We start from the raw sequence: 14,173 nt of genomic DNA, 5'->3' as shown, positions 1-14,173 counted from the left end.
AGATAGTAGCGCTTTGTGTGTAGCAAAAGCCCCGTCATCCTAAAGCAGGATGACGGGGCTTTTCGTTGGTTGATAATGCCAAGAGTTTAGGACCTGATGTTGATGCCGTGGGCTTTCAGGATATCCAACTTACTCCTAGCTTCCCGCCTAATACCCCAGCAGCTCGGCCAGGGCGGTGGCTACTTTGTCGGGGTTGGGCAGCATTTGCTTCTCCAGCTCCACATTGAGGGCAATGGCGGGCAGGTTGGCGGCTCCGAGGGTGAATACGGGCGCGTCGAGCTGGCGGAAGCAGTGGCGCTGAATGCGTCCGGCGAGGCTCTCGGCGAAGGAGTTCATCAGCGGCTCCTCGGTGAGCACCAGGGCTTTGCCGTGGCGGCGCACTGCCGCCTGCACGGCCTCCCAGTCGAGGGGGTTGAGGGTGCGCAGGTCCAGGATTTCGACCTGGCCGGGGAACTGCCGGCTGGCCGTGCGGGCCCAGTGCACGCCCATGCCGTAGGTGATGACCACGCAGGTTTCGCCGTTGGCCAGCTTCTGCGCATCGGCCTGCTGGAAGATGTTGGCCTTGCCGAGCGGGATGACGTAGCCGGCGGCGGGCTCGATGGTTTTGGCCTCCTCGGTGCCGGGCACCTTGCTCCAGTACAGTCCCTTGTGTTCGAGCAGTACCACGGGGTTGGGGTCGAGGAAAGCGGCGCGCAACAGGCCCTTCATGTCGGCCGCGTTGCTCGGGTACACCACCTTGATGCCGCGGATGGTGAGTAGCGTGCTTTCAATGGAGCCCGAGTGGTAGGGCCCGCCCCCGCCGTAGGCCCCGATGGGCACCCGAATCAGGCTCTGCACCGGAAACTGCCCGTTGCTCAGGTAGCACGACTTGCTGAGCTCCTCCACCAGCTGGTTGAGGCCGGGCCAGATGTAGTCGGCAAACTGGATTTCGACGATGGGTTTGGCCCCCACGGAGCTCATACCGGCCGTGCTGCCAATAATGTAGGCCTCCTGAATGGGCGTGTTGAACACCCGGGCGTCGCCGTACTTTTTGGCCAGCAGCGCGGCCTCGCGGAATACGCCGCCCAGCTCGCCGCCCACGTCCTGGCCGTAGAACAAGGCCTCCGGAAACTCGCGCAGAATGTCATCGACGGCGTGCAGGGCGGCATCTACCATCAGCGCCTTTTCGGCGCCGGCGGGGGCGCGCTCACCAGTTTCCTCGGTTACGGCCGGCGGGGCAAATTCGTGGTCGGCGAAGGTAGCCGGGTCGGGATTGGGGGCGGCTAGGGCGCGCTCGTAGTCGGCCTGCACGGTGGCGCGGGCCTCGTCGGCCAGTTGCTGCAGCTCGTCTTCGGCGAAGCCTAGCGCCAGCATTTGCTCGTGGAAACGGGGCAGCGGGTCGTTCAGGGTGTGCTGGGCCAGGTCGTCGCCGCGGTACCACTCGCGGCGCACGCCGCTGGTGTGATGGCCCAGCAGCGGGCAGTTGGCGTGCACTAGCACCGGCCCGCGCCGGGCCCGCACGTAGTTGGCGGCCTCCTGCATGGTGGCGTAACTGGCCAGGAAATTGGCCCCATCAGTCTGCAAACGGTGTAGGCCCTTGAAGCCGGCGGCAAACTCGTAGGCGTTCATCGTGCGCATCTCGCGGCCGGTTGCCGAAATGCCCCAGTCGTTATCCTGCACCAGGAAAATGATGGGCAGCTGGTGCAGCACGGCCATTTGCATGGCCTCGCTCACCTCGCCTTCGGTCATGGCTCCATCACCAATCGAGCAAATCACCAGTGGGTTACGATCATGCTCACCGGCTTGCACCGAGCTATACAGGCCGGGCGCCGGCTGGCCGCTTTCGTAAAAGTCGCGGGGGTCTGCCTGCAGCATTCCCACGTTCTGGCTTTCCAGGTACTTGATACCCTGGGCCACGCCGGTGGCCGGAATGGCCTGCATGCCGGTGGCCGAGCTCTGGTGCGGAATGGTGGGAAAACCGGCCCGCCGCAACGAAGGGTGCGAGTAGTAGGTACGGCCGCCCGAAAACGGGTCGTCGCGCTTGGCCATGAGCTGGAGCATGAGCTCGTAGGGCGTCAGGCCGATGCCGAGCAGCATGGAGTCGTCGCGGTAGTAGGGCGCGGCGTAGTCGTGGGGGCCGAGGCAGGTGGCGGCGGCCAGCTGAATGGCCTCGTGGCCGCGGGCCGTGGCATGCACGTATTTGGCCGTTACGGCCTTGTTTTCCTCGTAGAGGCGGGCCAGTTCGTCGCTGGTGCGCAGCAGGCGATAGGCGCGGCGTAGCAGTTCGGGCGAAGCGTGGGTAGCAGTCAAATCGATTTCCGGGGTGGGGACGGTTTCGAAGGTCATGAGCGGAGGGTGGGTGCTGGGGCGAAGTTACGAAAGGTGCGGTGGAGCAAGGTGAGCTAAGGAGGCAGTAAATTGATGCGCTTGGCGTTCGACCCGGTCCTCTTTGTTTCCCTGCCCTGCTTACTTTCGTTGCCACGCCAAGTCCCCGCCACATTATTCTCCCATTCCCCATATCCCCTTGCGTCTCATGCTCTGCTTCTCCCCCGCCACGCTGGCCGATATACCGGCCCTCAACCGCCTCGTTAACCGGGCCTACCGGGGAGAAGTTTCGGCCCAGGGCTGGACCACTGAGGCCGCCCTGCTCGCCGGCCAGCGTACCGACGAAGCCGACCTGCACGAGCAGCTCGAAAAGCCCCACGCGCAGTTTCTGCTGGCCCACCGCGCCGCCGACGGTGAGCTGGTGGGCAGCGTATTTCTGCAGCAGCAAGACCTTGAGCTGTACCTGGGAATGCTCTCAGTGGAGCCCAGCTTGCAGGCCGGCGGCATTGGTCGGCAGCTGGTGCAGGCCGCCGAAAGCCACGCTCGCGCTCTGGGCTGCACCGCCGTGCGCATGACCGTCATTTCCGTTCGCCACGAGTTGCTGGCCTGGTACGAGCGCCTGGGCTACCAGCGCACCCCCGCAACGGTTGCATTCCCCACCGATACCCGTTTCGGCGTGCCGCTCCAGGCCGAGCCGCTGGTATTGCAGGTGTTGCGGAAGGAGGTGATTCGGTGAAAAGGAGCGTCATTCTTCACGCTGCTCAGAATGACGTTCTTTTTCGCCAACTCCCTATTTCACCTTCTCCCACCACCGCGCCTGAGGTAATGGGCAGCCATCGAGCGTGACGGGCTGGCCCAGCTCGGGCGTGGTTATCGGTTGGCCGAGGCGGGCGGCTTCGGCCGTAGCGCGCTTCACCGGCTCGTCCCAGGGATGGTTGGCCTCGGTGAAAGCGCCCCAGTGCACGGGCAGCATCACGGCGGCGCGCACGTCGCGGGCGGCCTGCACGCTCTGCTCGGGCACCATGTGGATATCGGCCCAGTGCGGGTCGTACTGGCCGCATTCCAGCAGTCCCACATCGAAGGGGCCGTGCTGGCGGCCGATGGCGGCAAAGTGCGGGCCGTAGCCCCCGTCGCCGCTGTAAAAGGCGCGGCGGGTGGCCGACTTCACCACCCAGCTGCTCCAGGAGGTGGAGTTGCGGTTGGTGAGCCCGCGGCCCGAAAAGTGCCGCGCCGGGGTACTGATGATGGTCAGGCCCGCCACCTGCACCGAGTCGTTCCAGTCCAGCTCGCGGATGCGGGCCGTATCGACGCCCCAGGCCCGCAGGTGGGCCGCAATACCCAGCGGCACCACAAACAGCCGGGTTTTGCTCCGCAGCTGGCGAATTGTTTCGTAGTCGAGGTGGTCGTAGTGGTCGTGGGAAATGAGCACGGCCGTGAGGGGCGGCAGCTGCGCGGCGAAAATGGGCACGCGCGGGTTGTAGCGATTGGGCGTAACCCAGCTAAGCGGCCCCATCTCCTGGCCCAGCATGGGGTCGAGCAGAATATTCTGCCCCCCGATTTCGAGCAGGCTGGCCGAATGCCCGAACCACGTTACGCGTAGCAGTTCGGGCGTTTTACCCACGATACTCAGCGAATCGAGCAGCTGCATGGGCAGCGGGCCGGACGGATTTTTACCGGGCGTTTTCTTGAAGGCAAACTCCCACATCACCTCGGCCATGCTGCTGCCGGTCATTAGCTCGGTCGGAATCTGGTTCTGGAACTCGCCCTTCGTGTAGTGGCCGCTGCGGGCATAGCGGGCCTTTTCGGCCTTGGTGGGCGTGCCGCCGAACTGCGGACTGAGCCCGGCAAAGGCCGCCCCGGCCAGCAGCAACAGCCCAATAAGACCGACTACCAGCCGGCCAATGTGTTTCATTTTTTTACGCATACGAAGAGCAAATCCTATCCTTCAACAAGCGCCATCTGGAGCCGGATGTTGCGAAAATTCGGCTTCCCCCGCTTTTCTTCCCGAAGAAAAATACGCGGCGGGCAACGCTGGCCTTCATCCGCCGTCGGGAATCTACGTACAAAAACGGCCCTTGAAAAAGCGTGCGGTTCTCTGCCTGACACCCAGGGCCCCGGGGCGCAACGTCGGCCCTGCCCGCACTAATGAGGCACAACATTACATGGCGTCCTGATGTCTTGGGTGCATAGTAGCTACGTCGCGCCAACGCTGGCCTGCCCGAAATCAACCTTCTGTAACCCCATATGCTCAACATAACCAACGACAAGACCAACACCGATACGTTTGAAATGGCGGGCAAATGCCCTTTCGGCGGCGACAGCATCGGCGGCGTACTAGGAACGCCGCCCGCGCTGTCCGACTGGTACCCCAACCGGCTGAAGGTGGAGCAGCTGCACCAAAACGGCCCGAGCGCCAATCCGCTCGGCGATGATTTCAACTACGCTGAAGCGTTCAACGCCCTCGATTTGGAGGCGCTGAAGCAGGAAATTAAGACGTTTCTGACTACTTCGGTGGCCTGGTGGCCGTCGGACTACAATAACTACGGCCCGCAAATGATTCGGATGGCCTGGCACTCGGCCGGGACTTACCGCATTGCCGACGGCCGCGGGGGCGCCGGGGAGGCGCTGCAGCGCTTTGCGCCCGTCGACAGCTGGTGGGACAATGGCAACACCGACAAGTCGCGCCGGCTTATCTGGCCCATCAAGCAGAAGTACGGCAGCGCCCTTTCCTGGGCCGACCTCATTGTGCTGACCGGCAACTGCGCGCTGGAAATCATGGGTTTCCCCACCTACGGTTTCGCCGGCGGCCGCCACGATGCCTGGGAGGTTGACAACAGCACGTATTGGGGGCCCGAGGTGGTGCGAGACCTGAAGAACGCGGAATCGCCCGACAGCATGGTGAACCGGGATAAGCGGTGGCGCGGCCAAAATGGCGACGCGGACTACGACCTCGAAAACCCGCTGGCGGCCTCTCATCAGGCCCTCATTTATGTGAACCCCGAAGGCCCCTACGCCAACGGCGACCCGCTGGGCTCGGCGCGCGACATCCGCGTGACGTTCACCCGCATGGCCATGAACAACGAGGAAACCGTGGCCCTGATTGCCGGCGGCCACGCCTTCGGCAAGAGCCACGGCATGGTACCGGCCTCAGAAATTGGGATGCCGCCCGAGATTGCGCCCATGGAGGCCATGGGCTTTGGCTGGCACAACCATAAGGGCAAAGGCAACGCCGAAGACACCATGACCAACGGCATTGAGGGCAGCTGGACGCCGAACCCAACCCAGTGGGACAACGACTACCTCGAAAACCTGTTCAAGTTTGACTGGGAGCAGACCAAGAGCCCGGCCGGCGCGCTGCAATGGACGCCAGTGGACAAGAACGCGCCCAAAACGCCCGACGCGCACATCCCCGGCCAGATGAACGCGCTGATGATGATGACCAGCGACATTGCCCTGAAGGAGGACCCCGAATACCGCAAGGTCTGCGAGAAGTTCCTCGGCGACTTCGACGCCTTCACCCAGGCTTTTTCCAAAGCCTGGTACAAGCTGACCCACCGCGACATGGGCCCGCGCGAGCGGTACCTCGGCCCCGAAAAAGTCAACGAAAACGACCTGCTCTGGCAGGACCCCATTCCGGTGGCCGATTATGCGTTGATTGACGTGGCGGATATTACGGCGCTCAAAAAGTCGATTCTGGCATCGGGTATTTCAGGCTCCGACCTGGTGTACACCGCCTTTTCGGCCGCCGTTACGCACCGCAGCAGCGACAAGCGGGGCGGCGCTAATGGCGGGCGGCTTGCGCTGGCCCCGCAAAAGGACTGGGCGGTGAATCAGCGCACGGTGCCGGTTATCGCGGCCCTGCGCAAGGTGATGGAGGAATTCAACGGTCAGCAGACGGGTGGCAAAAAGGTGTCGCTGGCCGACCTGATTGTGCTGGGCGGTTGCGCCGCGCTCGAAAAGGCGGCGGCTGATGCGGGCTTTACCACTGCCGTTCCTTTCACGCCGGGCCGCCGCGATACGACGCAGGAGCTGACCGACATTGAGATGTTCACGTGGCTGAAACCGGTGGCCGATGGCTTCCGCAACTACCTCGACCAGGATTTCGACGCCATTTCGCAGGGTGTAGCCCCGGAAGAAATGTTCCTCGACAAAGCCCAGCTGCTCTCGCTCACCTCGCCCGAGTGGGTAGCGCTAATGGGCGGTCTGAAAGCCATGAACGCCAACCACGATGGCTCGGCGCACGGCATTTTCACCGACCGCCCAGGCATGCTCACCAACGACTTCTTCACGGTGCTCACGAGCATGGATTTCGAGTGGAAGAAGACGGATGCCAAAGGCATGACCTTCTCGCTCAATGACCGCACGACTGGCGAGAAACGCTTCACGGCAACGCGCTCGGACCTCGTGTTCGGCGCGAACAGCCAGCTGCGGGCCGTAGCGGAAGTGTACGCCGGCAGCGACGGCCAGAAGCGCTTCGTGAAAGCCTTCGTGAAGGCGTGGGACAAGGTGATGATGCTCGACCGCTACGACGTGAAAGTTTCAGCATAACACCTCGCATGTAGCTGCCTGAAAACCGCTCCGCACAACGGGGTAAGGTTTTTGGAATAGACTACCAAACAAGAAGAGCGCGCCAATTGGCGCGCTCTTCTTGTTTGGTAGCAGAAATTTATCAGTCGATAACGGCTTGATTTTGCGGCAGGGCTACCCGGGCCACTACGGCATACAGCGGGTCGGAGTGGCCGGGGGCGGGGCTGCGGTCCAGCAGGGTAATGGGCTGCCAGCCGCCCGCTTCTTCCAGGAAACGCTGCACCAGCGCCAGGTGCCCGCGGTCGTCGAGGGCGTGCCAGACCGCAATGGCCTTGCTGGGAAAGCAGCGGTTGGAAAAGGTAATGACCAACGGCGCACCGGGGCGCAGCACGCGGGCCAGTTCGCGTAGCACCGCCACCGGCTGCGTGAGGTAGTCGATGGACACGCAGATGGCCGCGCCGTCAAATTCCTGGTTTTGAAAGGGCAGATTGGGTTGCTCGTTCAGGTCCAGCACCACGTGGGCGCTGAGGCGCGGGTTGGCGCGCAGCTCGGCCGCGTTCATGCCCAGGCCCACCACGCGGCGGTAGGCAATTTCGGCGGGCAGGTGGCTTATCCAGCTGCTCATCAGGTCGAGCAGGGCGCTGTTGGGCGGGAAATATTCGCGGTAGAGCTGCGTGACGGCCGCAATGGCGGCATCGTCGATGTGCGCGACGAAGCGCGGGTGGTGGTAGAATTCCGCGTCTGGCGTTTCGTCTTGGCGACGGAACAGGTCGGCGGGAAATAGTGGAGCGGGGTTCATGGGAAGTTACAACGGGATATGGGGGATTGGCAATGAGACTAAGTGCGAAATAGCTAGCCGGGTATTTGGGCCAGCCCGAAATGATGGTGGGCGGCACTTTCGTTCAACATCTTAACAACCAATGATAGCGGCAATGGGTTAGGCCTTATCCGGCGCCTGAGGTAACACCCGGCCCGACGGCCGGCGGTTTTATTTACCTTTGCCCCAATGCCCGATTCGCCTGCCCTCGCCCCCTTTCCCGCCCCGCCCACCGGGCTGCCCCGCTTCCGCGACACCGTAGAGGCCTGGATGCGCCTGTTTCAGGACTGGCTCTGTCAGCAGCTCGAAGCCACCGACGGCACCGGCCGCTTCCGCGAAGATGCCTGGCAGCACCACAGCGGCGGCGGTGGCCGCTCACGCATCCTCACCGAAGGCAGTATTATCGAAAAAGGCGGCGTGAATTTTTCGGCCGTGGAAGGCCGCATGAGCGACGCCGCGGCCCGGCAGCTGCTCATGCCTTCGCCCGACTACTTCGCCACCGGCGTGAGTGTGGTGCAGCACCCGCGCAGCCCGCTGGCGCCGATTTCGCACATGAACGTGCGCTACTTCGAGGCCGGCAACGGCGAAGCCTGGTTTGGCGGCGGGCTGGATTTGACCCCAATTTACGTGGACGTGGCGCAGGCCCGCTGGTTTCACGAGCAGATTGCCCAGGTCTGCCAGCAGCACGACCCCGGCTATTACCCGCGCTTTAAGAAGTGGGCTGATGAGTACTTCTACCTGCCCCACCGTCAGGAAACCCGCGGCGTGGGCGGCATCTTCTTCGACCGGCTCATCGTGGGTAAGGAGGCTGATGCCGATAGTCTGTTCGCCTTTGTGCGGGCCGTGGGCGAGGTGTACGGCCGCAGCTACTGCGCGTTGCTACGCCGAAATGCCGGCCAACCCCACACCGAAGCCCAGAAAAAGTGGCAGTTGGTGCGCCGGGGGCGCTATGCCGAGTTTAACCTGGCCATCGACCGGGGCACCCGCTTCGGCCTCGAAACAGGCGGCCGCACCGAAAGCATCCTGATGAGCCTGCCGCCCCAGGCCGAGTGGCACTACAACCAGCCGCCCGCCCCCGGCTCGCCCGAGGCCGACACCCAGCAGTGGCTGCACCCCGGCCTCGACTGGCTGAACGCCAGCGCGGCGGTTGGCCCAACTGCCGACCTTTCCACCACTGAAACCGTCGGCCAGTGATTGAGCAGCTGCAGGCCCTGGACCGCTGGCTGCTAGTAGCGGCCAACTCCAACCGCTCGCCCGCCCTCGATAAGTGGATGGTGTTTTTCACGGAGCGCTTCGTGTGGTTTCCGGCGTATTTCGTGCTGCTGGTGGTGCTCATCTACCTCTACGGCCGCCGCGCCCGGCTGCTGCTGCCGCTGCTGGGCGCAAGTGTAGCGCTGGCCGATGCCATTTCCAGCCGCTTCTTCAAGCCCTACTTCGCCCGCCTGCGCCCCTGCCACGACCCCGACCTATCGGCCACGCTCAACCTGGCCAACGGCTGCGGCGGGCAGTTTGGCTTTTTGTCATCGCACGCGGCCAATGCCTTTGCGCTGGCCGTATTCATGACGATGGTACTGCCCCGACGGTTTTGGCTGGCCAAGGTGCTGCTGTTTGCCTGGGCCGTGGTAGTGAGCTACAGCCGCATGTATCTGGCGGCCCATTACCTGACCGATGTGCTGGCCGGCGCATTGTTGGGCTCGCTCACGGCCTGGGCCTGCGCCGCCGTTTATCAGCGGCTGGCGGCCCGCTGGTGGCCACTCGCAACGGCCGCCGAGGCCGTCTGAACCGAAAACAGCAACAACGAAAGCCCCCGGCATCCGCACACTACGCACGGAAACCGGGGGCTTTTTCATCAGCGTACAGCCGGATTACTACTTATCAGCAGGGGAAGTAGTACTCGAAACGGGTCAGCTTGCCCTGCTCGAACTCCATTATCCAGGAATCGTCGGCCCCAGGTTCTGGAATGCTCACACCTGGGATGTTTTACCCATGGTCTGATTACGCCGGTCAGTTACTCCGCTGGCAGCCTGCGGATAACGCTGGCGAATTTCCTCGAACGTCGTGTTCTGGTCAAGGACCTGCTCGCCAATCGTTACGCGGAGTTTTCCGCTACTGAAGTTCACAACGCCCATAACGGCCTGTTTGCCATTCACTTCGAACAGGCTAGTACCGTATTTGTAGTGGTCACCCTTGCTGTCTTCGAAATGGCCACCGCACTCCACGGCATTTTTGTCAATGGTGTCGGGCTGGCCCAAGGCCTTCACCAGCTCGGCTGTGGTCGTCTCGAAGGGCAGGCCGTTGATGCGGATTTGCCGGTGATCAATGGTTTCCGGGGCCGCGGAAGTTTCTGCCACTGCTACTGTCGGCATTGCTGGCACGGTGGCCGTATTGGCGGCGGCAGCAGTTTGGGCGGGCTCACTCTGGCTGCAGGCACCGGCCAGCAACGCCAACGCCAGCAATGGCGCCCCGGCAGTTTTTTTCATAGCTTAAATAGCGGAAGTGGTAAGAATGCGAGACGCAATATCTCAAAAAACGAGTGATAGCCAATTACCTTATAATCAGCTCTCATGTGCTGCTGACGCATAGCTGCTACCGTGCCCAACAAGGCCCCTTACCTTATGCCCGACACGACCAAACGCCGCTTCCTGTTCCTGCTGGGCAGCACCCGCCGCAACGGCAACAGCGAGCTGCTGGCCCGCCGCGCCGCCGGCTTTTTACCGGCTGTCACTGCACAACAATGGTTGTTTTTGCCCGATTACGCCCTGCCTCCGTTCATCGACCAACGCCACGACGAGAGCTACCTCGCTCCTACCACCGGCCCCGAGAAAACACTGCTCGATGCCACGCTGGCGGCTACTGACCTCGTACTGGTGTCACCGCTCTATTGGTATGCCCTCTCCACGCCCGCCAAGCACTACCTCGACTACTGGAGCGCTTGGCTACGCACGCCAAACCTCGATTTCCGGGCGCGGATGCGGGGCAAAACCTTTTGGGCCGTGGTAGCCGGCAGCGGGCCCGGCGCCGAAGCCCAGCCCCTGCAAGAGGGGCTGCAACTCACGGCCGCATACATGGACATGCCCTGGGGCGGCTACCTCTACGGCAACGGCTCGCGCCCCGGCGACGTGCGCCAGGATGTAGTGGCCTGGCAGGCGGCAGAAGGTTTTTTCGGGCCCGCATCAAATCAAGGATAAAGACCTCCGGGCCTATTTTATCAGCCGATACAGCGCGTCGCCGATTTTCTCCAGGTCGCCGGTATCGGTATTGCAGAGAATGATGAGCACGGTGCTGAAATCGGGGCTGGTAAGCAGCGCCGAGTTGAAGCCGTCGATGCTGCCGCGGCGCTCCAGCACCGGCTGGGCAAACGTGCGGTTGTTGTAGTAGAAGCCGATGGTTGGGCGGCCCCGGGCGTAGTCGAGGTAGGCCGGTTGCTGGGGTTTGGTGAGCAGCTGGGCCGTAATACGGGGCCGGAGCAGCCGGTTGGTGCGCAGGGCTTCCACCAGTTTGCCCAAGTCGGCCACCGTTGAGTACACGGCCCCCGCGCCGGCATAATTCGACAGCTCCCGCGTATCGTTTTGCAATGGCTTGGACGGGCTATCCTCCCCAAAAGAGTAGTTGTGGTAGCCGTAAGCCAGATTGGCAACAATGCGGTTTTCAGTCAATACACCAGTGTTTTTCATGGCCAACGGCGTCAGAATGGCGCTCTGCAGCAGCTCCGGGTACGACCGGCCGCTTACCACTTCCAGCACCCGGGTCAGCAGCACGTAGTCAGTGTTGTTGTAGTTGAAGCCGGGCGCGGGCTTGGCAGGGTTGCGCCGCACGTAGGCCCGCACGAAATCTGCCGGGCTTAGGCGGTTGTCGTAGGCACTTACCGGCTCGTTCTGCAGGCCCGAATAGTGCGTCAGCAGGTCCAGCAGCGTTATATCCTGACAGTCTGGTGGTAGTTCGGGCAGGTAAGCAGCGGCTTTGTCGGTGAGCTTCAGCCGGCCCTGCTGCTGTAGTTGCAGCATAAGCAGGGCCGTAAACGTCTTGGTCATCGACGCAATCGGGAACCGGGTGCTATCGGTAATCGGTACGGCAAACTGCAGGTTGGCGTAGCCTTTATGAATACGGGCCACTGCCCGGCCGTTCTTTAGTGCCAGCACTGTTCCATTGAAATGGCCAGCCTGGTGTTCAGAAGTTAGCACCGAATCGAGGCGGCTCTGGGCCGCGGCGGGTCGGGCCAGCAGCAGCGGCAGCAGAAGGAGCAGGTAGCGCATAGGGTTGGGAAAGGACGATGGTCGCGCCCGCTCTGGCGCAGGCCTGAAACGTAGTTCTATATCCTGCCAGCGGCGGATATAGAACTACTTCCCCAGCAATTTGGCTACGTACTTGCCCACGATGTCGAACTCCAGGTTCACCCGGTCGCCGGGGCGCAGGTCCTGGAAAGTGGTGTGCTCGTAGGTGTAGGGAATGATGGCCACCGAGAAGCCGTCGTCGGTACTTTCGAAGCAGGTGAGGCTGGTGCCGTTGATGCAGATGGAGCCTTTTTCGACCGTGATGCGGCCCGGGCCGGATTCGTGGCGGAAGCGGTAGAGCCAGCTGCCATTCTGGTCGGTAACCGATTCGCAGGTGGCCGTCAGGTCGACGTGGCCCTGCACAATATGGCCGTCGAAGCGGCCGTTAGCGGCCAGGCAGCGCTCCAGATTCACGCGGCGACCAGGCGCCCAGGTGCTGAGGTTGGTCTTTTGCAGCGTTTCATCGATGGCCGTGACGACGTGGGTGCCAGCAGCACCGGCGGCAGGCGCGCCGTCCAAGGCCACGACCGTCAGGCAGACACCATCGTGGGCCACGCTCTGGTCGATTTTCAGCTCCGAAGCGAAGTCCGATTCAACCGTGAAATGGATGTTGGTACCCTCGCGCCGCACGGCCGATATAGTACCCAGGGTTTCAATGATGCCGGTAAACACAGACGGATGGTGGTAAAGTAGTAGATGAGAGGTGGCCAGAGTCGGGCAGGCAGCAAGTGCATAAAAAATCCTGGCAGCAGAAATGTTTCAGCACAATACGCCCTTTGCGCTGCACGCTGCACAATGGCACATCACTTCCCGCGGCCCTCAATGATGATTTTGAGTGTGTAGAGCAGCACCCGGAAGTCCATGGCCAGGCTCATGTTTTCGATGTAGAGGATGTCGAATTTGAGACGCTCGACCATTTGGGCCACGGTTTCGGCGTAGCCGTACTTCACCTGGCCGAGGCTGGTGAGACCGGGGCGCACGCGGTGCAGGTGGCGGTAGTGGGGCGCAATCTGCACGATCTGGTCGATGAAGAAACGGCGCTCCGGGCGCGGCCCCACAATGCTCATATCGCCCTTGATGACGTTCCAGAACTGGGGCAGCTCGTCAAGCCGCACCTTGCGCATGAAGCTGCCCCACTTGGTGATGCGCGGATCGTGGTCGGACGACAGAGCGGGGCCCAGCCGCTCGGCATCGACGTACATCGAGCGGAACTTGTAGATGCGAAACGGCACGGCATTGCGCCCGATACGCTCCTGCGAGTAGAACACCGGTCCTGGCGAGGAGAGCCGCACCATCAGGGCCGTGAAGGCGTACACCGGCCAGGCCAATAGCAGAAACAGCACCGAGCCCACCACATCGATCAGGCGCTTGGCCACCTGCTGCCACAGCGGCAGCAAATCCTGCTTTATGTCGATGAGCGGGGTGCCGAAAACGTGGCTCACCTTTACCGAGCCCAGCAAAATCTGGTAGAGGTCGGGCAGGATGCTGATGCGGGCGGGTGTGCCATTGAGCAGCGTCAGGATTTCTTCGATGATGCGGTGCTCGCCGGGCTCAATGGCAATCACAATCTGCTCCACGTTCAGCTCGCGCACCAGGTCGGGCAGGCGGCGGTAAGAGCCCAGGTCGGGCAGCTCGGCGGCCAGCTCGGCGCAGACACTGGGCCCCAGTGGCGCGAAGCCTACCAGCCGTAGCCCCAGGTGGCGGCCGGTGCGGCCCAAGTCGCGGCCGGTATCGCGGGCCAGTGCCCCCGAGCCCACCAGCAGCGTATTGAAGCTGATGACGCCGCCGCGCACCAGCTGCTGCACGCTGTACACGGCCCAGAGCCGCAACACCGCCGTAATGACGAAATGCAGCAGGAAGTAGGCCGAAATGGTTTTGTAGTAGCTCCGATAGTTCTGCACGCCCTGGTCGTCGAGCAGCAGCACGAAGAAGATGAGCACAGCCCCCAGCACCGACACGCGGCCCAGGCGGATAAGCTCACTCAGCCGCGACTTGCGGAAAATATCGTTGTACTCGCCCAGCAGCGCATACAGGCCCGTCCAGAAGGTGGCAATCAGCAGCGCGGCGCCCACCAGAAAAGCCGGATCGGGAACGGTGGCGGCGGAGAAATGGAAGTCGGCATCGGGGCCGATTTCGCGCAGCAGGTGCTTGCGAACCAGAAAAAAGCACATCCAAGCCAGCAGCGCCGCCAGAAAGTCGGCGCCTATCAGCTTCATTTTTTGCAGAGTACGAATCAAGAGCGAAGCAGGTAAGC

12 protein-coding genes are annotated in these 14,173 nt (G+C 62.6%); 5 read left to right on the top strand and 7 right to left on the bottom strand.

What is annotated here, in order from left to right:
- Positions 1-147: 147 nt before the first annotated feature.
- Positions 148-2,325, bottom strand: a complete 2,178-nt coding sequence (locus D0N36_RS03125; RefSeq protein ID WP_116939579.1) for an alpha-ketoacid dehydrogenase subunit alpha/beta — start codon at positions 2,323-2,325, stop codon at positions 148-150.
- 187 nt (positions 2,326-2,512) lie between these two features.
- Between D0N36_RS03125 and D0N36_RS03120 the strand changes: the two genes are divergently transcribed.
- Complete coding sequence (locus D0N36_RS03120) at positions 2,513-3,040, top strand: GNAT family N-acetyltransferase (RefSeq protein WP_116939578.1); 528 nt, start codon at positions 2,513-2,515, stop codon at positions 3,038-3,040.
- Positions 3,041-3,094: 54 nt separating this feature from the next.
- Here the strand turns inward: D0N36_RS03120 and D0N36_RS03115 are convergent, their stop codons facing one another.
- Complete coding sequence (locus D0N36_RS03115; RefSeq protein WP_190242493.1) at positions 3,095-4,216, bottom strand: MBL fold metallo-hydrolase; 1,122 nt, start codon at positions 4,214-4,216, stop codon at positions 3,095-3,097.
- Between the two features lie 332 nt (positions 4,217-4,548).
- On the opposite strand from D0N36_RS03115, the gene katG reads away from it, so the two are divergent.
- On the top strand, positions 4,549-6,852 hold the full coding sequence (gene katG, locus D0N36_RS03110) for a catalase/peroxidase HPI (RefSeq protein WP_116939576.1): 2,304 nt from the start codon (positions 4,549-4,551) through the stop codon (positions 6,850-6,852).
- Between the two features lie 121 nt (positions 6,853-6,973).
- On the opposite strand, the gene D0N36_RS03105 is transcribed toward katG, so the two are convergent.
- Positions 6,974-7,630, bottom strand: a complete 657-nt coding sequence (locus D0N36_RS03105) for a class I SAM-dependent methyltransferase (RefSeq protein ID WP_116939575.1) — start codon at positions 7,628-7,630, stop codon at positions 6,974-6,976.
- A 207-nt stretch (positions 7,631-7,837) separates the two neighbouring features.
- Between D0N36_RS03105 and hemF the strand changes: the two genes are divergently transcribed.
- Together hemF and D0N36_RS03095 are read left to right on the top strand one after the other, a co-directional pair.
- The gene (hemF, locus tag D0N36_RS03100) at positions 7,838-8,842 is read left to right on the top strand and encodes an oxygen-dependent coproporphyrinogen oxidase (protein WP_116939574.1); all 1,005 of its coding nucleotides are present in this window, start codon (positions 7,838-7,840) and stop codon (positions 8,840-8,842) included.
- Positions 8,839-9,429, top strand: coding sequence for a phosphatase PAP2 family protein (locus tag D0N36_RS03095; protein WP_116939573.1), 591 nt, complete (start codon positions 8,839-8,841; stop codon positions 9,427-9,429). The genes hemF and D0N36_RS03095 overlap by 4 nt, the downstream gene beginning before the upstream one ends.
- A 183-nt stretch (positions 9,430-9,612) precedes the next feature.
- Here D0N36_RS03095 and D0N36_RS03090 read toward each other — a convergent pair whose 3' ends face one another.
- A complete protein-coding gene (locus tag D0N36_RS03090) occupies positions 9,613-10,128 on the bottom strand; it encodes a hypothetical protein (protein WP_116939572.1) in 516 nt (171 codons plus the stop codon).
- 111 nt (positions 10,129-10,239) lie between these two features.
- Here D0N36_RS03090 and D0N36_RS03085 point away from each other — a divergent pair, with 111 nt between their 5' ends.
- Positions 10,240-10,836 carry a flavodoxin family protein gene (locus tag D0N36_RS03085; protein ID WP_207190716.1) on the top strand — a complete coding sequence of 199 codons (597 nt, stop codon included), beginning with the start codon at positions 10,240-10,242 and terminating at the stop codon, positions 10,834-10,836.
- 12 nt (positions 10,837-10,848) lie between these two features.
- Here the strand turns inward: D0N36_RS03085 and D0N36_RS03080 are convergent, their stop codons facing one another.
- The 3 genes from D0N36_RS03080 to D0N36_RS03070 form a co-directional block, all read right to left on the bottom strand.
- Entirely contained in the window at positions 10,849-11,901 is a 1,053-nt protein-coding gene (locus D0N36_RS03080; protein WP_116939570.1) for a serine hydrolase domain-containing protein, read from the bottom strand.
- Between the two features lie 84 nt (positions 11,902-11,985).
- Positions 11,986-12,591: a riboflavin synthase gene (locus D0N36_RS03075; protein ID WP_116939569.1), complete on the bottom strand. Its 606-nt coding sequence runs from the start codon at positions 12,589-12,591 to the stop codon at positions 11,986-11,988.
- A 131-nt stretch (positions 12,592-12,722) separates the two neighbouring features.
- Positions 12,723-14,156 carry a sugar transferase gene (locus tag D0N36_RS03070; protein WP_242478781.1) on the bottom strand — a complete coding sequence of 478 codons (1,434 nt, stop codon included), beginning with the start codon at positions 14,154-14,156 and terminating at the stop codon, positions 12,723-12,725.
- Positions 14,157-14,173: the final 17 nt, after the last annotated feature.

Source organism: Hymenobacter lapidiphilus (genome assembly GCF_003417065.2).
Taxonomy (GTDB): Bacteria; Bacteroidota; Bacteroidia; order Cytophagales; family Hymenobacteraceae; genus Hymenobacter.
This window is presented reverse-complemented; position numbering and strand designations above follow the sequence as displayed.